This is a genomic window from Pseudomonas sp. CP-1 (genome assembly GCF_021213715.1).
Lineage (GTDB): Bacteria > Pseudomonadota > Gammaproteobacteria > Pseudomonadales > Pseudomonadaceae > Pseudomonas > Pseudomonas aeruginosa.
In genome coordinates, this window is the sequence record NZ_JAJQKY010000029.1 from 1 (window position 1) to 21,970 (window position 21,970).

The 21,970-nt window shown below is 66.8% G+C and carries 19 protein-coding genes and 1 pseudogene; 6 read left to right on the forward strand and 14 right to left on the reverse strand.

What is annotated here, in order from left to right:
* On the forward strand, window positions 1-292 hold a 292-nt coding region (locus LT948_RS30830), incomplete at its 5' end, for a hypothetical protein (RefSeq protein ID WP_232197154.1).
* On the opposite strand, the gene LT948_RS30835 is transcribed toward LT948_RS30830, so the two are convergent.
* Window positions 241-1,557 carry an MFS transporter gene (locus tag LT948_RS30835; protein WP_003096675.1) on the reverse strand — a complete coding sequence of 439 codons (1,317 nt, stop codon included), beginning with the start codon at window positions 1,555-1,557 and terminating at the stop codon, window positions 241-243. The two genes, LT948_RS30830 and LT948_RS30835, sit on opposite strands and share 52 nt — an antisense overlap.
* Before the next feature lie 287 nt (window positions 1,558-1,844).
* Here LT948_RS30835 and LT948_RS30840 point away from each other — a divergent pair, with 287 nt between their 5' ends.
* Window positions 1,845-2,249 (forward strand): acyl-CoA thioesterase, encoded by a 405-nt coding sequence (locus tag LT948_RS30840; RefSeq protein WP_003096677.1) that lies wholly within the window; start codon window positions 1,845-1,847, stop codon window positions 2,247-2,249.
* Window positions 2,250-2,294: 45 nt separating this feature from the next.
* Here LT948_RS30840 and betA read toward each other — a convergent pair whose 3' ends face one another.
* The 3 genes from betA to betI form a co-directional block, all read right to left on the reverse strand.
* On the reverse strand, window positions 2,295-3,980 hold the full coding sequence (gene betA, locus LT948_RS30845) for a choline dehydrogenase (RefSeq protein WP_003136284.1): 1,686 nt from the start codon (window positions 3,978-3,980) through the stop codon (window positions 2,295-2,297).
* A gap of 135 nt (window positions 3,981-4,115) precedes the next feature.
* Window positions 4,116-5,588 carry a betaine-aldehyde dehydrogenase gene (gene betB / locus LT948_RS30850; protein ID WP_003114436.1) on the reverse strand — a complete coding sequence of 491 codons (1,473 nt, stop codon included), beginning with the start codon at window positions 5,586-5,588 and terminating at the stop codon, window positions 4,116-4,118.
* Between the two features lie 60 nt (window positions 5,589-5,648).
* Window positions 5,649-6,242, reverse strand: a complete 594-nt coding sequence (gene betI / locus LT948_RS30855) for a transcriptional regulator BetI (RefSeq protein ID WP_003096684.1) — start codon at window positions 6,240-6,242, stop codon at window positions 5,649-5,651.
* A 332-nt stretch (window positions 6,243-6,574) separates the two neighbouring features.
* Here betI and LT948_RS30860 point away from each other — a divergent pair, with 332 nt between their 5' ends.
* Window positions 6,575-8,125, forward strand: coding sequence for a BCCT family transporter (locus tag LT948_RS30860; protein ID WP_024947334.1), 1,551 nt, complete (start codon window positions 6,575-6,577; stop codon window positions 8,123-8,125).
* A gap of 216 nt (window positions 8,126-8,341) precedes the next feature.
* Here LT948_RS30860 and choV read toward each other — a convergent pair whose 3' ends face one another.
* The 3 genes from choV to LT948_RS30875 are packed head-to-tail and all read right to left on the reverse strand — an operon-like array spanning window position 8,342 to window position 11,343.
* Complete coding sequence (gene choV / locus LT948_RS30865; protein ID WP_003096690.1) at window positions 8,342-9,520, reverse strand: choline ABC transporter ATP-binding protein; 1,179 nt, start codon at window positions 9,518-9,520, stop codon at window positions 8,342-8,344.
* Between the two features lie 3 nt (window positions 9,521-9,523).
* Window positions 9,524-10,363 carry a choline ABC transporter permease subunit gene (choW, locus tag LT948_RS30870; RefSeq protein WP_003096692.1) on the reverse strand — a complete coding sequence of 280 codons (840 nt, stop codon included), beginning with the start codon at window positions 10,361-10,363 and terminating at the stop codon, window positions 9,524-9,526.
* A gap of 41 nt (window positions 10,364-10,404) precedes the next feature.
* Entirely contained in the window at window positions 10,405-11,343 is a 939-nt protein-coding gene (locus LT948_RS30875; protein WP_003104841.1) for a choline ABC transporter substrate-binding protein, read from the reverse strand.
* 463 nt (window positions 11,344-11,806) lie between these two features.
* Here LT948_RS30875 and LT948_RS30880 point away from each other — a divergent pair.
* Window positions 11,807-13,268: pseudogene (locus tag LT948_RS30880) on the forward strand (L-serine ammonia-lyase).
* Between the two features lie 419 nt (window positions 13,269-13,687).
* Window positions 13,688-14,791 carry a GlxA family transcriptional regulator gene (locus tag LT948_RS30885; RefSeq protein ID WP_023090977.1) on the forward strand — a complete coding sequence of 368 codons (1,104 nt, stop codon included), beginning with the start codon at window positions 13,688-13,690 and terminating at the stop codon, window positions 14,789-14,791.
* A 45-nt stretch (window positions 14,792-14,836) separates the two neighbouring features.
* Here LT948_RS30885 and LT948_RS30890 read toward each other — a convergent pair whose 3' ends face one another.
* Both LT948_RS30890 and LT948_RS30895 read right to left on the reverse strand, forming a co-directional pair.
* Entirely contained in the window at window positions 14,837-15,085 is a 249-nt protein-coding gene (locus LT948_RS30890) for a hypothetical protein (protein WP_003096701.1), read from the reverse strand.
* A gap of 268 nt (window positions 15,086-15,353) precedes the next feature.
* On the reverse strand, window positions 15,354-16,247 hold the full coding sequence (locus LT948_RS30895; RefSeq protein ID WP_019727051.1) for a LysR family transcriptional regulator: 894 nt from the start codon (window positions 16,245-16,247) through the stop codon (window positions 15,354-15,356).
* 107 nt (window positions 16,248-16,354) lie between these two features.
* Here LT948_RS30895 and LT948_RS30900 point away from each other — a divergent pair, with 107 nt between their 5' ends.
* Window positions 16,355-17,422 carry a YeiH family protein gene (locus LT948_RS30900; protein WP_033996083.1) on the forward strand — a complete coding sequence of 356 codons (1,068 nt, stop codon included), beginning with the start codon at window positions 16,355-16,357 and terminating at the stop codon, window positions 17,420-17,422.
* On the opposite strand, the gene LT948_RS30905 is transcribed toward LT948_RS30900, so the two are convergent.
* The 5 genes from LT948_RS30905 to LT948_RS30925 all read right to left on the reverse strand — a co-directional run bounded on the left by LT948_RS30905 (window position 17,396) and on the right by LT948_RS30925 (window position 21,808).
* A complete protein-coding gene (locus tag LT948_RS30905) occupies window positions 17,396-18,361 on the reverse strand; it encodes an acylcarnitine hydrolase (RefSeq protein ID WP_004364692.1) in 966 nt (321 codons plus the stop codon). The two genes, LT948_RS30900 and LT948_RS30905, sit on opposite strands and share 27 nt — an antisense overlap.
* A gap of 5 nt (window positions 18,362-18,366) precedes the next feature.
* Window positions 18,367-18,846, reverse strand: a complete 480-nt coding sequence (locus LT948_RS30910; protein ID WP_003096710.1) for a thioesterase family protein — start codon at window positions 18,844-18,846, stop codon at window positions 18,367-18,369.
* 50 nt (window positions 18,847-18,896) lie between these two features.
* On the reverse strand, window positions 18,897-19,862 hold the full coding sequence (locus LT948_RS30915) for an L-carnitine dehydrogenase (RefSeq protein ID WP_003096713.1): 966 nt from the start codon (window positions 19,860-19,862) through the stop codon (window positions 18,897-18,899).
* Between the two features lie 50 nt (window positions 19,863-19,912).
* Complete coding sequence (locus LT948_RS30920; protein ID WP_003096716.1) at window positions 19,913-20,797, reverse strand: 3-keto-5-aminohexanoate cleavage protein; 885 nt, start codon at window positions 20,795-20,797, stop codon at window positions 19,913-19,915.
* Window positions 20,798-20,869: 72 nt separating this feature from the next.
* Window positions 20,870-21,808, reverse strand: coding sequence for a choline ABC transporter substrate-binding protein (locus tag LT948_RS30925; protein ID WP_003096718.1), 939 nt, complete (start codon window positions 21,806-21,808; stop codon window positions 20,870-20,872).
* Window positions 21,809-21,970: the final 162 nt, after the last annotated feature.

The following is a 21,970-nucleotide window of genomic DNA, read 5'->3' on the forward strand; positions in this document are numbered from 1 at the left end:
GCGTTCAAATTCGCTGTCAAGCACCTCGGTGAAGCTTCGTTTCGAATCCCTTTCGGGACCGAACCGCTGCGGCGAACAACCTGCCGAAGCGCTTCACCACTCCTGGGAGAGAATCCGTAAATCCTTGATTTTCAAGCATTTACTCTTCGTCGTCGCCGGGAGTGGTGCGCATTATAGGGAGATAGAAACTGGCGTCAACACTTATTTCAAAAATAATTCAAATAACCGCCGGAAGCGCTTTCAGCCCACCGAAACCGCCTCGCCAGCCGGCTTTTTCTGCGCCAGCAGGTAGAGCCCGACGAGGAAGCCGACCAGGCACAGAGTGACCACGTAGTAAGCCGGCCCCATCGGGCTCTGCTTGAGCAGCAGGGCCACCGCCATCGGCGTCAGCCCACCGAAGATGGCGTAGGCCAGGTTGTAGGAAAAGGACAGGCCGGAGAAACGCACAACCGGTGGGAACGCATTGACCATCACGTAGGGAACGGCGCCGACGATGCCGACGAAGAAGCCGGTCAGTGCATATAAAGGAAAGAGCCAGTCCGGGTGGGCCTTGAGGTTGCCGTAGAAGCTCCAGGACACCAGCGCCAGCAGCACGCTACCGGCGACGAAAGTCAGCCCCGCGCCGAAACGATCCGCCATGCGCCCGGCGACGATGCAGCCAAGGGTCAGGCAGACGATCGCCAGGCTGTTGGCCTTGAGCGCCGTGGCGGCATCGAAGCCGTATACGCTCTGCAGAACGGTAGGGGTCATCAGGATGACCACCACGATCGCGGCCGACAGCACCCAGGTCAGCAGCATCGACACCAGGACGGCGCCACGATGATCGCGGACCACCGCTTTCAACGGCACTTCCTCTGCCAGTGCCTTGCGTTGCTGCAGCTCGGCGAATACCGGCGTCTCGTGCAGCCAGCGGCGCAGGTAGACCGAGAACAGGCCGAACACCCCGCCGAGCAGGAAGGGTATCCGCCAGGCGTAGTCCTGCACCTCTGTCGCGCTATAGAAGCTATTGATCGCAGTAGCCACCAGCGAGCCCAGCAGGATGCCCGCCGTCAGGCCGGAAGTCAGCGTCCCGCAGGCATAACCGACATGCCGTGCCGGTACATGCTCGGCGACGAAGACCCAGGCCCCCGGTACCTCCCCGCCAATCGCGGCGCCCTGGATCACCCTCAGCAGGAGCAGCGCCAGGGGCGCCCAGATGCCGATCTGCGCGTAGGTCGGAAGCAGGCCCATGATCAGGGTCGGCACCGCCATCATGAAGATGCTCAGGGTGAACATGCGCTTGCGCCCGAGCAGGTCGCCGAAGTGGGCCATGATCACGCCGCCCAGCGGCCGCGCCAGGTAGCCGGCGGCGAACAGGCCGAAGGTTTGCAGCTGACGCAGCCATTCCGGCATGTCCGCCGGGAAGAACAGCTTGCCGACCACGGTGGCGAAGAACACGAAGATGATGAAGTCGTAGAACTCCAGCGCTCCACCCAGGGCGGAGAGGGACAGGGTCTTGTAGTCGCTGCGGGTCAATGGACGCTGGGCCGGCGCCTCGGGAGCATTCGCGGATGGCATGTCGGGATTGTTCTCTTTATTCGTTCAGCAAGCATGAGCGGGGTTCGACCGGCAGGCGTGTCGACCTGCGACCCGGGGACGCAGGAGCGAAACCATAGCAAATCGACGAATGTCCACACAGTCGGTCGAAGAGAGAACCGGGCGGTCGTCGGCCGCCCTACTCCTCTATATAATGCCCGGGCGCCTCTGAAAGCTGTCCCAAGACCTTGCACCGGCAGGCGTTTTGGGAGAGTTTTCCCCTAAACCGCGCTTGAACAAGAAATCCGGGGGGCACGAGGCCCTTACCTATGATCGAGCTTGAACAAGAAGACCCCATTCCCCAGGGAGACCTGGCCTTGCAGATTACCGCGCTGCCGCGCGAAACCAACGGTTTCGGCGATATCTACGGCGGTTGGCTGGTATCCCAGATGGACCTGGCGGGAACCGCCATGGCCAGCAAGATCGCCGGCGGCCGTATCGCCACCGTCGCCATCGACCGCATGGCCTTCATGGTGCCGGTCGCGGTAGGTGCCCAGCTTTCCTTCTATACCCAGACCCTGGAAGTCGGTCGCAGCTCGATCCGCATGCTGGTCGAGGTGTGGAGCGACGACCCGCTGTCCAGCGAATGGCGCAAAGTCACCGAGGCGGTGTTCGTGTTCGTCGCCATCGATGGCAGCGGGCGCACCCGCCCGGTCCCGCCACGCCGGGGCTAGACGCAGGAACGCCGGCTATCGCCGGCGTTCTTGTTTGCGCGTTCCTCAGGCCCGCACGGGGTTGCCGCGTACCGGCGCATCCCCGGCCACGTAGTACTTCGCCGTGCTGCGCGGCAGCGGCTGGCGACCGCGGATCCTGTCGGCGATCTTCTCGGCCATCATGATGGTGGTGGCATTGAGGTTGCCGGTGATGATCAGCGGCATGATCGACGCATCCACCACTCGCAGTCCTTCCATGCCATGGACCCGTCCCTGGCCATCGACCACCGCCATGTCGTCGCTGCCCATCTTGCACGAGCAGGATGGGTGGAAAGCGGTCTCCGCATGGTTGCGGATGAACTCGTCGAGTTCGGCGTCCGACTGCACGTTCACCCCTGGGCTCAACTCGCGGCCCCGATAGGGGTCCAGCGCCGGCTGGTTCATGATCTCGCGGGTCAGCCGGATGCCGTCGCGGAACTCCTGCCAGTCCTGCTCGTGGGACATGTAGTTGAACAGGATGCTCGGATGCTGGCGCGGGTCCCTGGACTTCAGGTGGATGCGCCCGCGGCTCGGCGAGCGCATCGAGCCCATGTGCGCCTGGAAGCCGTGCTCCTGCACGCCCTTGCTGCCGTTGTAGTTGATCGCCACCGGGAGGAAATGGAACTGGATGTTCGGCCATTCGAACGCTTCGCGGGTTCGGATGAAGCCGCCAGCCTCGAACTGGTTGCTGGCGCCGAGGCCCTTGCCGAGGAACAGCCACTGGGCACCGATGGCCGGCTGGTTCCACCATTTGGTCGCCGGGTAGATCGACACCGGCTGCTTGCAGGCGTACTGCAGGTAGAGTTCCAGGTGATCCTGCAGGTTGGCGCCGACGCCCGGCAGGTCATGCACCACCGGGATGTCCAGGTCGCGCAGCAGGGCCGCCGGGCCGACGCCGGAGCGTTGCAGCAATTGCGGCGAGGCGATCGCGCCGCTGCACACCAATACTTCGCGGCGGGCGTGGGCGGTGACCGGGTTGTCGCCGTTGCCCACCAGGTAGGAGACGCCGATGGCGCGCTTGCCGCTGAACAGGATGCGGTCGCTCAGGGCGTGGGTGACGATGGTCAGGTTGGGCCGGCCGCGGGCCTGGTCCAGGTAGCCGCGCCCGGTGGCGGCGCGACGGCCCTCCGGGGTGACGGTCCGGTCCATGGGGCCGAAGCCTTCCTGCTGGTAGCCGTTGAGGTCATCGGTTCGCGGGTAGCCGGCCTGCACGCCGGCCTCGACCATCGCATGGAACAGTGGGTTGTTGCCGGCCTTCGGCGTGGTCACGCTGACCGGGCCGTCGCCGCCATGGTAGTCGTTGGGGCCGATGTCCCGGGTTTCCGCCTTGCGGAAGTACGGCAGGCAGTCGAGGTAGCTCCAGTCCTCGAGGCCCGGCTCCTTGGCCCAGCCGTCGAAGTCCAGGGCGTTGCCGCGGATGTAGCACATGCCGTTGATCAGCGAGGAGCCGCCCAGGCCCTTGCCGCGACCGCACTCCATGCGGCGGTTGTTCATGTAGGGCTCGGGGTCGGTTTCGTAGGCCCAGTTGTAGCGCCGCCCCTGCAGCGGGAAGGCAAGGGCCGCCGGCATCTGGGTGCGGAAGTCGAAGCGGTAGTCGGGACCGCCGGCTTCGAGCAGCAGGACGCTGACGTCGGCATCTTCGGTGAGGCGGGTAGCGAGTACGTTACCGGCAGAGCCGGCTCCGATGATGATGTAGTCGAATTCCTGGGACATGCAGGCCTTCCTCTTTTCTCGGCATGACACCGGCCGCGACGCTGGCGCGCCGGTGTCTGGAAGTTCGGAATGGCCGGTGTCAGGGAGCGTTGCCTGGGACCGGCCTGGTTAGGGGTTCGAGCGCTGCGTCGAGGCTCAGAACACCGAGGCGTAGTCGCCCAGCTCCACTTGCACGGACTTGATGCGAGTGTAATGAGCCAGGGTGGTGAGACCGTTCTCGCGACCGACACCGGATTGCTTGTAACCGCCGACCGGCATTTCCGCCGGCGACTCGCCCCAGGTATTGATCCAGCAGATGCCGGCTTCCAGGCGATGGATGGCGCGGTGGGCGCGGGCCAGGTCCTGGGTCACGACGCCGGCGGCAAGGCCGTACTCGGTATCGTTGGCGCGGCGGATCGCCTCGTCTTCGTCGTCATAGACCAGGATGCTCATCACCGGGCCGAAGATTTCCTCGCGGACGATGGTCATGTCGTCGCGGCAATCGGTGAACACGGTCGGCGCGACGTAGGCGCCTTTGCCGAACGCTCCATCGGTCACACGCTCGCCGCCGCACAGCAGGCGAGCCTTCTGCGCCTTGCCGGACTCGATGTAGCCGAGCACGCTTTCCATGTGCGGGAAGCTGACCAGCGGGCCGAAGTTGGTGTTCTCGTCCTGCGGGTCGCCGAGACGGATGCGCTGCACGCGCTCCAGTACCTTGGCTTCGAAGCGGGCCTGCTGGGAACGGTGGATGAACACCCGGGTGCCGTTGGTGCAGACCTGGCCGGAGCTGAAGAAGTTGGCCATGACGGCGATGTCGGCGGCACGGTCGAGGTCTGCGTCGGGGAAGATGATCAGCGGGGACTTGCCGCCCAGCTCCATGGTCACTTCCTTCAGCGACGAGCTGGAAGCGCTGGCCATGACTTTCTTGCCGGTGGAGGTGCCACCGGTGAAGGAGATCTTCTCGATCAGCGGGTGCTCGGTCAGCCACTGGCCGACTTCGCGTCCGCTGCCGGTGAGCACGTTGAACACGCCGTCCGGCACGCCGGCCTCGGTGTAGATCTCGGCCAGCTTGAGGGCAGTCAGCGGGGTGACTTCGCTGGGCTTGAAGATCATCGCGTTGCCGGCAGCGAGGGCCGGGGCGGATTTCCACAGGGCGATCTGCACCGGGTAGTTCCAGGCGCCAATGCCGGCGACCACGCCCAGCGGCTCGCGGCGGGTGTAGACGAAACTGGTTTCGCGCAGGGGAATCTGCTCGCCTTCGATGGCCGGGACCAGGCCGGCGTAGTACTCGAGCACGTCGGCGCCGGTGACGATGTCCACCGAGCGGGTTTCCGCCAGCGGCTTGCCGGTATCCAGGGTTTCCAGGGCGGCCAGTTCGTCGTTGCGCTCGCGGAGGATGTCGACGGCGCGACGGAGGATGCGCGAGCGCTGCATGGCGGTCATCGCCGCCCACACCTTCTGCCCCTCGACGGCGCTCTGCACGGCCCGCTCGACGTCTTCCCTGGAAGCCCGCTGGACCTTGGCGAGCACTTCGCCGTTGGCCGGGTTGATGGTCTCGAAGGTGGCGCCACTGCTGGCCTCCACGTAGCGACCGCCAATGTAGAGCTTCTGTTCTTCGAATCGGGCCATGTTGCAGTCCTCTCTTATCGGTATCGCAGGCGCAAGGCGGCGCCGCGGGGGTTTTCGTCCCTACCCCGACTGTTTTGCCAACTGCTGGTCGAGGTAGTCGTAAGCGATGTTCAAGGCCTCGTCGGTATCGAAGGCGTCGCCGGTCAGCGCGCCACGCAACCACAGGCCGTCGATCAGGGCCGCCAGGCCGCGTGCCGCGGCGCGGGCGTCGTCCGCCGAGAGCTGCCGGCGGAACTGGTAGCACAGGTTCGAATACAGGCGATGGTCGTTGACCCGCTGCAATCGACGCAGTGCCGGCTGGTGCATGCTGGTCGCCCAGAACGCCAGCCAGGTCTTCATCGCCGGACCATTGACCTGGCTGTCGTCGAAGTTGCCTTCGACGATCGCTCGCAGGTGCGCCCTCGGACTGTCGTCGTAGAGCGCCGCGCGGCGTTCGCGTACGGCCTTGCTCAAGGCGCTGAGCAGGTGCCGCATGGTCGCTTCCAGCAAGCCGTTCTTGTCTTGGAAGTAGTGGCTGATGATGCCGTTGGAAACACCCGCCAGGCGGGCAATCAGGGCGATGCTGGCGTCTCCCATGCCGACCTGATCGACCGCCTCCAGGGTGGCGTGTATCAGTTGCGAGCGGCGGATGGGCTGCATACCGACCTTGGGCATTGCTATCTCCTCTCGTCGATAGGTGCGTGCGGGCACCGACCGACGTCATTGGTGGCCAGTCTATTTTGTTTTTATTGAACGTTCAATCAACTAAGAATAAGCTCGGCGTCCATGAGCGGCTCCCAGCCTGCGTGCAACCTGGCCCGCGCCGTTCATCACCTCGTCGCCGAAGTCCGCCAAGGATCGCAGAATCCGGGCTTCAAGTGGGGTGGCAATGCTGTGTCTGTAGTCCGCGGCCATAAGCCGCCATGCTTTCACTGCCATGGGGTCATCCTCCAATGAGTACTGCTTCGCCAATAAAAACAAACGAGCAGGTACGTCTGAATCCGATCGTGTTCTTCGGCTCGACCGCACTGATCCTGGTTCTGACCGCCGCCCTCATCCTCTATCCCGACAGCGCCGGAGCCTTGCTCGGCCGCATCCAGGCGTGGCTGTCGCACAGCTTCGGCTGGTACTACATGCTGGCCATCGGCGCCTACCTGTTCTTCGTCGCCTGGGTGGCCTTCTCGCGCTTCGGCACCCTCAAGCTCGGCGAGGAGCATGAAAAGCCGGACTTCAGCTACGGCGCCTGGGCCGGCATGCTGTTCTCCTCCGGGATCGGCATCTCGCTGCTCTACTTCGCCGCATCCGAGCCGATCGACCACCTCTACCACCCGCCCGAAGGCGTTCCCGGCAGCCCTCAGGCGGCGCGCCAGGCGCTGCAACTGACCTTCCTCCACTGGGGCCTGCACGGCTGGGCGATCTATGCCCTGGTCGGCCTCGCCGTCGGTTATTTCGCCTACCGCCATCGCCAGCCGCTGGCGTTGCGCTCGGCGCTCTATCCGATCCTCGGCGAGCGCTGGGTGAAAGGCGCCGCGGGCCATGCGGTGGATTGCTTCGGCATCTTCGTCACCCTTCTCGGGCTGGTGACCAACCTGGGCATCGGCGCCTTGCAGGTGTCGTCCGGTCTCGAGTACCTGACCGGCATGCCGCACAGCAAAGGCACCCTGCTGGCGGTGATCCTGGCGATGAGCCTGGTCGCCACCCTGGCGGCGGTCTCCGGTGTCGAGAAAGGCATCCGCCGGCTGTCCAACCTGAATATCGTGCTGTTCAGCTCGCTGCTGCTGTTCGTGCTGGTCTGCGGTTCGACCCTGGAACTGCTCAACGGCTTCGTACAGAACCTCGGCGATTATCTCGACGGCCTGGTGCTGAAGACCTTCGACCTCTACGTCTACACCGGTGCCGGCACCGGCAAGAGCGAGGAATGGCTGGGCCTGTGGACCCTGTTCTACTGGGCCTGGTGGATTTCCTGGGCGCCCTTCGTCGGTATGTTCATCGCCCGCATCTCCCGCGGTCGCAGCGTGCGCGAACTGGTCTGCGGGGTGCTGCTGATCCCGCTGGGCTTCACCCTGGCCTGGCTGTCGGTATTCGGCAACAGCGCCCTGGACCTGGTGATGAACCACGGCGCGACCGACCTGGGCAAGGCCGCGCTGGAACAGCCGTCGATGTCGATCTACCTGCTGCTGGAACACTATCCGCTGTCGAAGATCGTCATCGGCCTGTCGATCTTCGTCGGCTTCGTGCTGTTCCTCACCCCGGCGGATTCCGGCTCGGTGATGCTGGCCAATCTCTCGCGCAGCGGCGGCGAGCTGGACGAGGACGCGCCGAACTGGCTGCGCATCCTCTGGTCGGCCGTCGTCACGCTAGTCACCATCGGCCTGCTGTTCGCCGGCAACTTCACGGCGATGCAAACCGTCGTGGTGCTCGCCGGGCTACCGTTCTCGGCGGTGCTGATCCTGTTCATGTTCGGCCTGCACAAGGCCATGCGCGCCGACTACGAGGCCCAGGTCGGCGACCGCCGCACCTACCAGCCAGTGCCGGCGCCAACCCAGCACCAGACCTGAATCCGGCGCCGCTAGGGCGCCCTCGCCAATCAGGTGCGTACTTGGCCCGGCGTTTCGCCGGGCCTTTCTTTTCTGCCGCCCGGCGCCCGGCGCATGCCGCAGGAACCGGCGCGCGGGAGCGTGCGAAAGGAAGAACAGACGGAAAAAGCGCGGAGGATAAACGCGAATGCCCGGCAGCGCCGGGCATTCGCAGCGGCCCCGAGCGGGCCTTGGGGGTCAGCCGAGGTTCTTGCCCAGCAGCGCGTGGTACAGCTCGCTGTCGCCGAGCACCCCGACCACCCTGTCCTGCTCCTGCAGGACCAGCTTGTGGCCGGTCTGGTAGCGAATCTGCAGGGCATCGCGCATACGGATGCTGACATCCACCAGGGTCGGTTCGCGGCGCAGCTTCTCCACCGGGTCGCCCTGGCGCCAGCGTTGCAGGTCGATGACGTTGCTGCCCTGGCGCGCGCCCTTGAGCACGTCGCCTTCGCTGAGACCGATCCAGCAGTCGCGGCCCTGGTCGAAGCAGATCTCGTCGTTCTGCCGGATGCACTGGTCGAGGCCACGCATCAGGCTCTGGCCGCACAGCACGTTGAGCGGGTTGGTATGGGCGACGAAGGTACGCACGTAGTCGTCCGCGGGGCTCAGCACGATCTCTTCCGGCTTGCCGTGCTGGATGATCCGGCCGTCCTTCATGATCGCGATGCGGGTGCCGATCTTCAGCGCCTCGTCGAGGTCGTGGCTGACGAACACGATGGTCTTGTGCAGTTGCCGTTGCAGCACCAGCAGTTCGTCCTGCAATTGCTGGCGGATCAGCGGGTCGAGGGCGGAGAACGGTTCGTCCATCAGCAGGATGTCGCCATCCATCGCCAGCGCGCGAGCCAGGCCGACGCGCTGCTGCATGCCGCCGGAGAGCGAGTCGGGACGCTTGTCGCGCCACTGCGAGAGACCGACCAACTCGAGCTTCTCGTCGATCAGCTTCTTCCGCTCGGCGGCCGGACGGCCCTGCATCTCCAGGCCGAAGCCGACGTTCTCGGCCACCGTCAGCCAGGGCATCAGGGCGAACTTCTGGAACACCATGGCGATGCGCTTGGTGCGCATGGCCTTGAGGGTCGCCGGCGAGCAGTTGGCGATGTCCACCTGCGAACCTTCGTGCTCGATCAGCAGCTTGCCGCGGCTGACCTTGTTCAGGCCGTTGATGCAGCGCAGCAGGCTCGACTTGCCGGAGCCGGAAAGTCCCATCAGCACGCAGATCTCGCCGCGGTTGACGTCCAGGCAGGCGTCCTCGACGCCGAGCACCTGGCCGGTGCGCTTGAGGATCTCGGCGCGGCCGAGGCCCTGGTCGAGGAGCTTCAGGGCTTCCTTGGTGTGGGTGCCGAAGATGACGTCCACATGGTCGAATCGGATCGCGGTCATGGCTTATTTCCCCTTCACGGCGCGCTGCTTGCACACCCGGTCGAGCAGGATGGCGAGCAGGACGATGGCCAGGCCGGCTTCGAAGCCGAGGGAGATGTCGGCGGTGTTCAGCGCGTTCACCACCGGCTTGCCGAGGCCATCGGCGCCGACCAGCGCGGCGATCACCACCATCGACAGGGAGAGCATGATGCATTGGGTGATGCCGGCGGCGATGCTCGGCATCGCGTGCGGCAGCTCGATGCGCGTCAGCAGTTGCCAGCGCGAGCAGCCGAAGGCCTTGCCGGCGTCGAGCAGCTCCGCCGGCACGTCCTGGATACCCAGGCAGGTCAGGCGGATCGGCGCGGCGACGGCGAAGATCACCGTGGAGATCAGGCCCGGCACCACGCCGAGACCGAACAGGGTCAGGGTCGGGATCAGGTAGACGAAGGTCGGTACCGTCTGCATCAGGTCCAGCAACGGCCGCAGCGCGGTGTAGAACCACGGCTTGTGCGCGGCGACGATGCCCAGCGGCACGCCCACGGCGATGCACACCAGGGTGGCGAATATCACCTGGGCGAGGGTTTCCATGGTCTCCTGCCAGTAGCCCAGGTTGAGGATCAGCAGCAACGAGGCCAGGGCGAACACGGTCAGCCCCCAGCTGCGCTGGATGAAATGCACCAGCCCTACCAGCAAGGCGATCAGCACCAGCGGGTTGAACCAGAGCAAGCCGTTGGTGACGCCATGGATGAGGAACTCCAGGGTGTCGGAGATCTTGTCGAAGAACGATGCGCCATGCAGGGTCAGCCAGTCGACGAAACCGGCGATCTGCTCTCCCAGCGGGAGCTTGTGATCAGTCAGGAACATAATCAGGGTCCATCAAGAGCGGGAAATGAACGACCGGTCGCCTACTTGGCGAACGCCAGCTTGGCCGCGGCTGCGGCAGGCTGCCCGTCGCGCGTGGTGACACCGGCCAGCCAGGCATCCAGCTGTTCCGGGTGATCCTTCAACCAGGCCTTAGCGGCTTCCTCGGGTTTCTTGTTTTCGTTGAGTACCGCGTCCATCAGCTTGTTCTCCATCTCGAGGGTGAAGCTGAGGTTCTTCAGCAATTGGCCGACGTTGGCGCACTCCTGGGCGTAGCCCTTGCGCACGTTGGTGTAGATGGTCGCGCCGCCATAGTTGGGGCCGAAGAAGTCGTCGCCGCCTTCCAGGTACTTCATCTGGAAGCGGGTATTCATGGGGTGCGGCTCCCAGCCGAGGAACACCACCCACTGGTTGCGCCGGATGGCCCGCTGCACCTGCGAGAGCATGCCCGCCTCGCTGGATTCCACCAACTTGAACTTGCCCAGTTCGAAGGCGTTCTTGTCGATCATGCTCTGGGCGACGCGGTTGCCGTCGTTGCCCGGCTCGATGCCGTAGATCTTGTTGCCCAGCTTGTCGGAGAACTTCGCGATATCGGCGAAGCTGCGCAGGCCGCCGTCGTAGACGTACTGGGGAACCGCCAGGGTGTACTTGGCGCCCTCCAGGTTGGCGCGCAGCGTCTCGACCGTGCCTTTCTCGGCGTACTGCTTGATGTCGTTGGTCATGGTGGGCATCCAGTTGCCCAGGAATACGTCGAGGTCGTTGTTGGCCAGGGAGCGGTAGGTCACCGGCACCGAGAGCAGATTGACCTTGGTCTTGTAGCCGAGGGACTCGAGGACCTGGCGGGTGACCGCGGTGGTCACTGTGATGTCGGTCCAGCCGACGTCGGCGAAACGCACCGACGCACAGGATTCGGGCTCCGCGGCCTGGGCTGCCAGCGGTGCGCACAGAGACACGGCCAGCAGCCAAGACTTGCAACCTTTCATAGCGAACTCCTCTGCAGGGTAAGGCGCCGGCGCTACCCCGAAGGGCGCGGCGGTCTGTCTGTATCGGGCCGACCGGTAGCGGCCCTCAGCGGGCAATTCGTGAACGATCATGAAACAGGACGCATCCGTCGCCTACAGGGTGGGTCGCAACCAGTGCAGGCGGGGTCGCATTCAGTACCCGCTGTGTCGCATTCAATCATAGTGGTCTTTGCCGGCGACCAGCGGATGCCGTTTTCGGAGCGGCGCGAGCCCGTTCTCATTCCGACGCCGTGCAGGTGCAGACGCCCCTCGGCCGCAGAGGTTCCCCGATCCGGGCGCGGACGCGGCGCTTTTGGACATGGCCGGGTCGGTGGCGGATGCGGCCCGCCCCGGGGAAAGCCCGATGATGCGCAGGAATCGCGGGCGGAGGAGCCGCCACCCCCACTACGCAGGCACGGATGCCGCGGCAATCCCGGAGGCCGGCATGGCTATCAGTGTGTTCGACCTTTTCAAGATCGGTATCGGCCCGTCCAGTTCGCATACCGTCGGCCCCATGCGCGCCGCCGCGCTGTTCACCGCTGCCCTGCGCCAACGCCAGGCGCTGTCGGCGGTGCGGCGTCTCGAAGTGCGCCTGTACGGCTCGCTGTCCGCCACCGGCGTCGGCCACGGCACCGATCGCGCGGTGATCATGGGCCTGATGGGCGAATGGCCGGATCGTATCGACCCGACCCAGATCGCCCCGCGCATGGCCGCGCTGCTCGATAGCGGCCTGCTGCAACTGGACGGCCGCGTGGCGGTACCGTTCGACTGGGTGCGCGACATGCGCCTGCTCGACGAGAACCTGCCCTACCACCCCAACGCCATGACCCTGGTCGCCTACGGCGAGCAGGACGAACTGCACCAGGAGACCTACTACTCGGTCGGCGGCGGCTTCGTGGTCGATGCGGCACAGGCCGCCTCGGGGCAGCTCGACCAGGACCACACGGTGCTGCCCTACGACTTCTCCAGCGCCGAGGAACTGTTGCTGCTGTGCAAGCGCCACAACCTGCGGGTATCCGAGCTGATGCTGGCCAACGAACGCATCTGGCGCAGCGAGACCGATATCCGCGAAGGCCTGCGGCGCATCTGGCAGGCGATGCGCGATTGCGTCGACAACGGGTTGCGCAACGAAGGCATCCTTCCCGGCGGGCTCAACGTGCAACGCCGCGCCGCGCGCCTGCACCGCAACCTGCAGGAGATCGGCAAGCCCAACGTGATCGGCTCGACCCTCAGCGCCATGGAATGGGTCAACCTGTTCGCCCTGGCGGTGAACGAGGAGAACGCCGCCGGCGGACGCATGGTCACCGCGCCCACCAACGGCGCGGCGGGGATCATCCCGGCGGTGCTGCACTACTATATGAAGTTCAATCCCGACGCCCAGGACCGCGACGTCGTCGACTACCTGCTGGCCGCCGCCGCGGTGGGCATCCTGTGCAAGAAGAACGCCTCGATTTCCGGCGCCGAGGTCGGCTGCCAGGGCGAGGTCGGCTCGGCCTGCGCGATGGCCGCCGCCGGCCTGGCGGAAGTCCTCGGCGCCACCCCGGCGCAGGTCGAGAACGCTGCCGAGATCGGTCTGGAACACAACCTCGGGCTGACCTGCGACCCGGTTGGCGGGCTGGTCCAGGTGCCCTGTATCGAGCGCAACGCGATCGCCGCGGTGAAGGCCATCAACGCGGCGCAAATGGCCTTGCGCGGCGACGGCCAGCATTTCATCTCNTATCGAGCGCAACGCGATCGCCGCGGTGAAGGCCATCAACGCGGCGCAAATGGCCTTGCGCGGCGACGGCCAGCATTTCATCTCGCTGGACAAGGTGATCCGCACCATGCGCGACACCGGCGCCGACATGCACGACAAGTACAAGGAAACCTCGCGCGGGGGCCTGGCGGTGAACGCCATCGAGTGCTGAACCGGAATTGCTCACGAAACGATCGAGACGCCACTTTTTGGCGCATATGACGCGTGACCGGGCGGTCGCCATCCGTCACACTGCGGGGTAACGGCTCGCCGCCCGTCGTTACCTTTGTCGCCACGGCCGCTGCCCCGCCTTCTCGCCGGGGGCCGCCCTGGTGCTACCGAAATGCCCAGGCGCGCGGCGCGCCGCCAGCCGTCGCCCATGCTGTCGTTGTGCCAGGCCCGAGTGGAAATGCCGGGCTAAAGCCTTCCGGCTTTTTTGATTGAACGCCCAATCAATATAGGCATGGCATTTGCCTTGCTCTGGTTACAAGCAACGCCGACGGCGTGGCCCAAGCAGCCACCCGGAAATTCCAACAATCATAAAAAAAGCCTCGTGAGAGGCCTGCTTGCTCAGCGTGAGGAGATACACCCATGACCACGTACGCGCCCGGAGTTCCGCCACAGAACCGAAATCCGCAGTCCATCGGCTTCCTGCTGCTGGATAACTTCACCCTGATCTCCCTGGCCTCGGCGGTGGAACCGTTGCGCATGGCCAACCAGCTCTCGGGACGCGAACTCTACCGCTGGCATACGCTGAGCCTGGACAGCCGCCAGGTCTGGGCCAGCGACGGCCTGCAGATCACCCCCGACGCCGGTACCGACAACGCCCCGGCGGTGGATTGCGTGATCGTCTGCGGCGGCGTCGGCATCCAGCGCAGCGTCACCCGCGAGCACGTCACTTTCCTCCAGGCCCAGGCCCGCCAGGGTCGGCGCCTCGGCGCGGTGTGCACCGGCAGTTGGGCGCTGGCCCGCGCCGGCCTGCTCGACGGCTACGATTGCAGCGTGCACTGGGAATGCCTGGCGGCGATGCAGGAAGCCTTCCCCCGGGTGGCCATGAGCACCCGCCTGTTCTCCATCGACCGCAACCGCTTCACCTCTTCCGGCGGCACCGCGCCGATGGACATGATGCTGCACCTGATCGGCCGCGAGCATGGCCGCGAGCTGTCGGCGGCGATCTCCGAGATGTTCATCTACGAGCGCATCCGCAACGAGCAGGACCACCAGCGCGTGCCGCTCAAGCACATGCTCGGCACCAACCAGCCGAAGTTGCAGGAGATCGTCGCGCTGATGGAGGCCAACCTGGAGGAACCGATCGACCTCGACGAACTGGCGGTCTACGTCAACGTCTCGCGTCGCCAGCTCGAGCGGCTGTTCCAGAAGTACCTGCACTGCTCGCCGTCGCGCTACTACCTGAAGCTGCGCCTGATCCGCGCCCGCCAGTTGCTCAAGCAGACGTCCATGTCGATCATCGAGGTGGCCTCGGTCTGCGGCTTCGTCTCCACCCCGCACTTCTCCAAGTGCTACCGTGAGTACTTCGGCATCCCGCCGCGTGACGAGCGCCAGGGCCAGCCGCTGGGCCAGCCGGTGGTGCTGATGCCGATCCCGCAGGACCTGGCGCTGATGCCCAACTCCTCGGCGCTGTCGGCCCTGAGCCAGGCGCAGGGCGAGTCGACCTTCGCCAGCGTGCGGATCTGACCGCGCGTCCCTGCCCGCCCCGTCCACGGGGCGGGCAAGGCCTTGTCAGCCCCGCGGCACCAGCGCCGGCAGCAGTTGCCGGGAAATCGCCTCGCGCACCGCCGGCAGCAGCGTGGCGTGCCCGCCGAGCATGTCCTCCACCAGCCGCCGCAGCGCCTGGGCGCGCTCCGGGCTGAGGCCGCGCACGGCGTATTCGCAGGCCTGCTCCGGAGTCGAGTCCGGCGGCACGCTGAAGCCCAGCGCCTGCAGGCGTTCGCGGAAATCGTCCTGGTCGATCAGATCGGCGTGCATCATCGCGGCAGCTCCTTCGATGGGGATTGCCATCGATTCTGCTGAGCCCACGTCGCTCCCGGCAAGGGGGCTGTCCCGCCTGGACATGGGCAGGTCGTTTTCGGCTAATTCGACCGTCAGCGACACCGCCACAATCACCTCCAGCGGCTTGCGGAATGCAGCGGACGGCTTCCGGAAAACGCCAGACTCACACTGAGGGCCGTTCCTGGCTCCTTTTTCATCCCCCTCCGCGCGTCGGGCGCGGCAGGGGGATCTTTTTACCGGGAGCCGGCTAGCCGGCGCCGAGTCCCGCCCGACAGTGTTCCCAGAAGCGCTCGAAGCCCGGCGAGAGGAACTTGTCGCGCTGGCGCAGCATGTAGAAACGCCGGCGCAACGGCGGCAGGCTGCTGCGCAGCTCGACCAGCGCGCCGGAGGCCAACTGTTCCTCGACCACCCAGCGCGACAGGCAACTGATGCCCAGCCCGGCGGCGACGCTGTGCTTGATCGCCTCGGAGCTGCCCAGGTCCAGGCTGTCTTCCAGGTAATGCAGGTGGCCCAGCAGGGCGTGACTGACCTCCTCGCGCGTGCCCGAGCCGGGCTCGCGCAGCAGCCAGCGCGCACGGCGCAGGGCCTCGCGGGAGACCTGGGTGCGCGAGGCCAGCGGGTGGCCGGGCGCCGCCACCACGATCAGGCTGTCCTCGAGCCAGGGCTCCACCCGCAGGCCCGGCTCGTGGCAGGGGCCTTCGATGAGGCCGATGTCCGCCGCGAAGGTCACCACGTCCTGCACCGCCGAACCGGTGTTGCCGATGCTGGCGTTGACCCTCACCCCCGGCTGCTCCCGCTCGAAGGAGGCCAGCAGGCGTGGCAGCACGTAGTTGCCGATGGTGCTGCTGGCCGCCACCGTCAGGCTCGCCTGGGGCGCGGCGGAAACCACGAACTGCTGCTCCAGTTGCGCCACCCCGTCGAGCAGGCGCAATGCCTGGGGCAGGAAGCGGCGGCCGACCTCGTTCAGTTGCAGGCGCTTGCCGACCCGGTCGAACAGGCGCGTGGAAAGCTGCGACTCCAGCTCGTTGAGCGCGGCGCTGGTGGCCGACTGCGACAGCGAGATGGATTCCGCCGCCGCCGTGGTACTGCCGCAGCGAGCCACCGCACAGAAGATCTGGAGCTGACGGAAACTGAGGGCCATGGACTCACCTACCTGTTTTTCAGGTATTTAATACAGAAACTATTCGTTTCACAAATTCATGCCCGCTACCTAACCTGCGTCCCGTGACCTCACCTGAGGAGCGAAGGATGCACACCCTCCCCGTCAAGACCGGTACCAGACCCCTGGCCCAGGTCCAGAAACTCATCCCCGGCCTGCTGCTCAGCGCCGCCCTGGCCGGCGCGGCGATCCTCCTGGGTCGTTCGCAATGGTTGCAGCACAACGGCATCAGCGCGCTGACCCTGGCCATCGTGCTCGGCATCGTCGTCGGCAACACCCTGTACCCTCGGATCGCCGCCGGCAGCGCCACCGGCGTCGGCTTCTCCAAGCAGATCCTGCTGCGCGCCGGGATCATCCTCTACGGCCTGCGCCTGACCTTCCAGGACATCGCCGGCGTCGGATTGCACGGCGTGCTGCTGGACGCCCTGATGCTCGCCAGCACCTTCGGCCTGGCGTGCCTGCTCGGCACCCGGCTGTTCGGCCTGGACCGCACCACCACCCTGCTGATCGGCGCCGGCAGTTCGATCTGCGGCGCCGCCGCGGTGATGGCCACCGAGCCGGTGGTGCGTGGCCGCGCCGAACAGGTCGCGGTGGCGGTTTCCACCGTGGTGGTGTTCGGCACCCTGGGCATCTTCCTCTATCCGGCGCTGTTCCAGCTCGACCAGGACTGGGGGCTGCTACCGCGCGACCCTGGCACCTGGGGCGTGTACATCGGTGCCACGGTGCACGAGGTGGCCCAAGTGGTCGCCGCGGGTCGTTCGATCGGCATCGAGGCAGCGGATACCGCGGTGATCGCCAAGATGGTCCGGGTAATGATGTTGGCGCCCTTCCTGATCCTGCTCTCGGCCTGGCTGGCACGCGACAAGGCGCACCGCCGGCAGCACAGCGGCGCGACCAAGATCACCATTCCCTGGTTTGCCGTCGGCTTCGTACTGGTCGCCGGGCTCAACTCGCTGGTCAGCCTGCCGCCGGCGCTGGTCAGCCACGTCAACGACCTCGACACCTTCCTCCTGGCCATGGCGATGGCCGGCCTCGGCCTCGGCACGCACCTCTCGGCGATCCGCCGCGCCGGCCTCAAGCCGCTGCTGCTGGCCGCCCTGCTATTCGCCTGGCTGGTACTCGGCGGTGGATTACTCACCCGCCTGGCGCTCGCCTGAGTCCTCCGCCAGGAAGCCCTGCACGGCCCGCCGCAAGGCCTCGTGCAGGGCTTCCACCTCGTCGATGCCGTGGCCGCGCAGGCAGCCATGGACCAGCCCGTTTCCCGGATAGAACCCTGCCTCGCCACCCGCCGCGCGTAGCGCTGCGCCATAGCGCTCGCCGTCGTCGCGCAGCGGATCGAATTCGGCGACCGCCACGAAGGCCGGCGGCAGGCCAGTGAAATCAGCGGCCTCCAGGGGCAGCGCCAGCGGCTGTCGGTGCAGCGCCGCCAGCGGCAGGTAGGCGTCCAGGCACGCCTGCACATCGCCGAGGCCGAGCAACGGCGCGTCGACGCAGTCGATCCGCGAGGGCGATGGCGCGGCGGACAGCAAGGGATAGAGCAATATCTGGGCAGCCGGCGACGGCGCGCCGCCATCGCGCAGGGCCAGGCACAGCGCCGCCGCCAGGTTGCCGCCGGCGCTGTCGCCGGCCACCAGCAGGCGTCGCCCATCCAGCGCTTCGTCCAGCTCGCCCAGGCTCAGCGCCTGCCAGGCACGCAGGCAATCCTGCAATGCCGCCGGGAACGGATGCTCCGGCGCCAGTCGGTAATCCACCGCCAGCACCAGCAGGCCCAGGCGCGCCGCCAGGTCGGCGCAGATGAAATCGTGTGAATCGAGGCCGCCGAGCATCCAGCCACCACCGTGCAGGTAGAGCAGCGCCGGCCAACCGCCGGGCGGTGCCGGGCGGTCGGGGCGATAGCGGCGCACGCGCACCGGCGGCGCGGCCGGCAAGCAGGAGTCGAGCACCCGCAAACCGGCCGGGCGCGGCGGCGCGAACGCCTGGCACATCCGCGCGTAGGCCGCACGTTGCGCATCCAGGCGCGGACTGTCGCTGGCGAACGCCCGGCTGTGCTCGACGAAGCGCCACATCGCCGGAGACAGCGGATACTTCGCAGCCATCGCGCTCAGCGCAGCGGCGGCAGGCCGATCACCCGACCGACACCTTCCGGCACGGGGAGCGCGCGATGTGCCTCGGCGAGCGCCTCGACCCGCGCCAGCACCTCGCCTGCGAACGGCACCGAGCGCGGGCCGTCGAGGCTGACGTGGAGCAGCATCTGCTCGCTCAGCGCCAGCGCCTGCCCGCTGCCAGGCAGGTACAGGGCATGGTGGATATGCAGGCGCTTGCGATCGTGACCGAGCAGTTGCGTGCGCACCTCGACCCTGGCGCCCTCCTTCACCTCGTGGAGGAAGTTCAGGTGGCATTCCAGGGTGAACAGCGAGTGTCCGCTGGCGTCGCGGTTCTGGCTGTCCAGGCCGATATGCGCCATCAGCGCATCGGTGGCGTAGCTGAACACCAGTAGGTAGAAGGCATCGCGCAAGTGGCCGTTGTAGTCCACCCACTCGGGCAGGACCGGCGTCTCGTAGGTCGTCAGGGCTTGGCTCATGGCAGGCTCCGTGGTTGCGCTACGCCCGGCGGGGCGGAAGGCGCGTCATGTCACTCGGCGAAGGCGAAGCCGTGCCGGGCCTTGGTTTCCCTGATCGCCCCGAGCACCGCCAGCAGGCAGTCGTCGCGGTAGCGCTCGAGCTCGGCGATGCTGCGCGCGCCCTGCTGCTCGGCGGTGCCCTCCACCACCCGGTCGATCAGGGCCTCGGTGAGTTCCGGCGCCGGCAGGTAGGTCCAGGGCAATTGCAGCGCCGGGCCGAACTGCGCCATGAAGTGGCGCATGCCGGCGTTGCCACCGGCCAGGGTGTAGGTCAGGAAGGTGCCCATGAACGACCAGCGCAGGCCGGCGCCGAAGCGGATCGCATCGTCGATCTCGCCGGTCGTGGCCACGCCGTCGTTGACCAGGTGCAGCGCCTCGCGCCAGAGCGCCTCGAGCAAGCGGTCGGCGATGAAGCCGGGCACTTCCTTGCGTACGTGCAGCGGACGCATGCCCAGCGACTCGTAGACCCGCATCGCCGCCCGCACGGCCTCGGCAGCGGTGCGTTCGCCGCCGACCACCTCCACCAGCGGCAGCAGGTAGACCGGGTTGAACGGGTGGCCGACCAGGCAGCGCTCGGGGTGGCTCGCCTCGGCGTAGAACTCGCTGGGCAGCAGGCCCGAGGTGGACGAACCGATCAGCACGTCGGGCCGCGCCGCGGCGCTGATCCTGGCGTGCAGGTCGAGCTTCAGGTCGAGCCGCTCGGGGGCGCTCTCCTGGATGAAATCGGCGTCGCCCACGCATTCCTCGATGCTCGCGACGAAGCGCAGGCGCTCCTGCGCCGCGCCGGGCGCTAGGCCCTGTTTCCGCAAGGCCGGCCAGGCATTGGCGACGCGCGCGCGCAACGCCGCTTCGGCGCCCGGCGCCGGATCCCAGGCGACGACGTCGAGGCCGTGGGCCAGGGCGCGGGCGATCCAGCCGCTGCCGATGACGCCGCTACCGAGGGCGGCGAAGGTCTTGATCTCGGTGACGAAGGACATGGACATCTCCAGAAGTTGTTCCCGCCCCCGACGGGGCGGGGAGGAAGAAATCAGCGCGGCTTCAGGTTCATCCTGCGGCGCCCTTCCGCCGGGCTCAGGGCACGCCCGCCGAGGCGCTCGATGATCTCGATGGCGCGCTCCACCAGGCTGCCGTTGCTCGCCGGCACGCCCTTGTCCAGCCAGATGTTGTCCTCCAGGCCGACCCGCACGTTGCCGCCCAGCAACATGGCCTGGGCGACCATCGGCATCTGCGTGCGGCCGATGCCGAAGCCGGCCCAGGTCGCCCCCGGCGGCAGGTTGTCGGCCATCGCCTTCATGGTCGTGGTATCGGCCGGCGCGCCCCAGGGAATGCCCAGGCAGATCTGGAACAGCGGGTCCTCCAGCAGCCCTTCCTTGAGCATCTGCTTGGCGAACCAGAGGTGGCCGGTATCGAAGATTTCCAACTCGGCCTTGACCCCCAGCTCGGTGATGCGCCGGGCGCCGGCGCGCAGTTGCGCAGGGGTGGAGACGTAGATGTAGTCGCCGTCGCCGAAATTGAGGGTGCCGCAGTCCAGGGTGCAGATTTCCGGCAACAGCTCCTCGACATGCCTGAGCCGCTCCAGCGGGCCGACCAGGTCGGTGCCGGCACCGAACTCCAGGGGCTGCTCGCCCTTGCCGATCTCCAGGTCGCCGCCCATGCCGGCGGTGAGGTTGATGATCACGTCGGTGTCGCTTTCGCGGATGCGCTCGACCACTTCGCGGTACAGCGCCACGTCGCGACTGGGCTTGCCGGTGGCGGGGTCGCGGACGTGGCAGTGGGCGACGGTGGCGCCGGCCCTGGCCGCCTCGATGGCGGCCTCGGCAATCTGTTTCGGGGTGACCGGGATCGCCGGATGCCGGCCGACGGTATCGCCGGCGCCGGTCACCGCGCAGGTGACGATGACTTCATGGTTCACGGTGGTAGCTTCCTGTATTCGGGGTGTACAAAGCCCCGCCCGGCCACGCCGGGCGGAACGGATAGGTGCGGGTTACTTCAGCGAGGCCTGGAGCGCGGCCAGGCCGTCCTTGCCGTCGAAGGTGCTCACGCCATCCAGCCAGGCCTTCAGCGGCTCGGGGTTGGCCTTCAGCCACTGGCGCGCGGCGTCGAGGGGCTGGGTGCGATCGAGGATCGGCGCCATCACCTGGCTGACCTGGGCGCTGCTGAAGCGCAGGTTGTGCAGCAGCCGGGCGACGTTGCCGCACTGCGCCTGGTAGCCGGCGGCGGTCATGGTGGAGACGGTGGCCGCGCCCTCGTCGGGACCGAACACATCCTCGCTGCCGGTGAGGTAGGTCATGTCGATCTGCAGGTTCATCGGATGCGGCTTCCAGCCGAAGAACACCACCCACTGCTTGCGCTTGATCGCCCGCTTCACCGCCGTGAGCATCCCGGCCTCGCTGGACTCCACCAGTTGGAAGCCCTTCAGGCCGAAACGGTTGTCGTCGATCATCTTCCGGGTGATGCGGTTCGAGCCGCTGCCCGGCTCGATGGCGTAGATGCGGCCGCCAAGCTTGTCCTTGAAGCGGGCGATGTCGGCGAAGGTCTTCAGCCCGCCCTCGGCGACGTAGCTCGGCACCGCATAGGTGGACTGCGCGTCGGCCAGGGTCGGTGGCTCGATCACTTCGATCCGGCCTTTGTCCAGGTAAGGCCTGGCGACCGGCTGCATGGTCGGTTGCCAGTAGCCGAGGAACAGGTCCAGCTGCTTGTCGGCCAGGCCGGCCAAAACGATCTGTTGCGAGGCGCTGGTCTGCTTCACCTGGTAGCCCAGGCCATCGAGCAAGGCTTCGGCCACGGCGCTGCTGGCGACCACGTCGGTCCAGTTCACCGTGCCCAGGCGCACCGTACGGCACTGCTCGGGTTCTGCGGCCAGGGCGGCGCCACTGGCCAGGATCAGCAGGGCGCAGCCCAGCTGGCGAATCGTCGTCTTCATCGGTCTCCCCTCGTGCGGCTATTGATTGTTTTTCTGCGAGGTGGGCGCCGGCCCCTTGCGAGACCGACCCTGGCGACCAAGGTACGCAGCCGGGACGGCGGCGAAGCGCACTGCGGCGACCAGCTCTTGCACTGCAGCGACCTGGCCATTGCCAAGCGCGGC

Bases quoted from the DNA above. Each gene is read 5' to 3' on its own strand.
- LT948_RS30835 (WP_003096675.1), bottom strand. From the start codon at position 1,557: ATGCCATCCGCGAATGCTCCCGAGGCGCCGGCCCAGCGTCCATTGACC.
- LT948_RS30840 (WP_003096677.1), top strand. From the start codon at position 1,845: ATGATCGAGCTTGAACAAGAAGACCCCATTCCCCAGGGAGACCTGGCC.
- betA (WP_003136284.1), bottom strand. From the start codon at position 3,980: ATGTCCCAGGAATTCGACTACATCATCATCGGAGCCGGCTCTGCCGGT.
- betB (WP_003114436.1), bottom strand. From the start codon at position 5,588: ATGGCCCGATTCGAAGAACAGAAGCTCTACATTGGCGGTCGCTACGTG.
- betI (WP_003096684.1), bottom strand. From the start codon at position 6,242: ATGCCCAAGGTCGGTATGCAGCCCATCCGCCGCTCGCAACTGATACAC.
- choV (WP_003096690.1), bottom strand. From the start codon at position 9,520: ATGACCGCGATCCGATTCGACCATGTGGACGTCATCTTCGGCACCCAC.
- choW (WP_003096692.1), bottom strand. From the start codon at position 10,363: ATGTTCCTGACTGATCACAAGCTCCCGCTGGGAGAGCAGATCGCCGGT.
- LT948_RS30875 (WP_003104841.1), bottom strand. From the start codon at position 11,343: ATGAAAGGTTGCAAGTCTTGGCTGCTGGCCGTGTCTCTGTGCGCACCG.
- LT948_RS30885 (WP_023090977.1), top strand. From the start codon at position 13,688: ATGACCACGTACGCGCCCGGAGTTCCGCCACAGAACCGAAATCCGCAG.
- LT948_RS30890 (WP_003096701.1), bottom strand. From the start codon at position 15,085: ATGATGCACGCCGATCTGATCGACCAGGACGATTTCCGCGAACGCCTG.
- LT948_RS30895 (WP_019727051.1), bottom strand. From the start codon at position 16,247: ATGGCCCTCAGTTTCCGTCAGCTCCAGATCTTCTGTGCGGTGGCTCGC.
- LT948_RS30900 (WP_033996083.1), top strand. From the start codon at position 16,355: ATGCACACCCTCCCCGTCAAGACCGGTACCAGACCCCTGGCCCAGGTC.
- LT948_RS30905 (WP_004364692.1), bottom strand. From the start codon at position 18,361: ATGGCTGCGAAGTATCCGCTGTCTCCGGCGATGTGGCGCTTCGTCGAG.
- LT948_RS30910 (WP_003096710.1), bottom strand. From the start codon at position 18,846: ATGAGCCAAGCCCTGACGACCTACGAGACGCCGGTCCTGCCCGAGTGG.
- LT948_RS30915 (WP_003096713.1), bottom strand. From the start codon at position 19,862: ATGTCCTTCGTCACCGAGATCAAGACCTTCGCCGCCCTCGGTAGCGGC.
- LT948_RS30925 (WP_003096718.1), bottom strand. From the start codon at position 21,808: ATGAAGACGACGATTCGCCAGCTGGGCTGCGCCCTGCTGATCCTGGCC.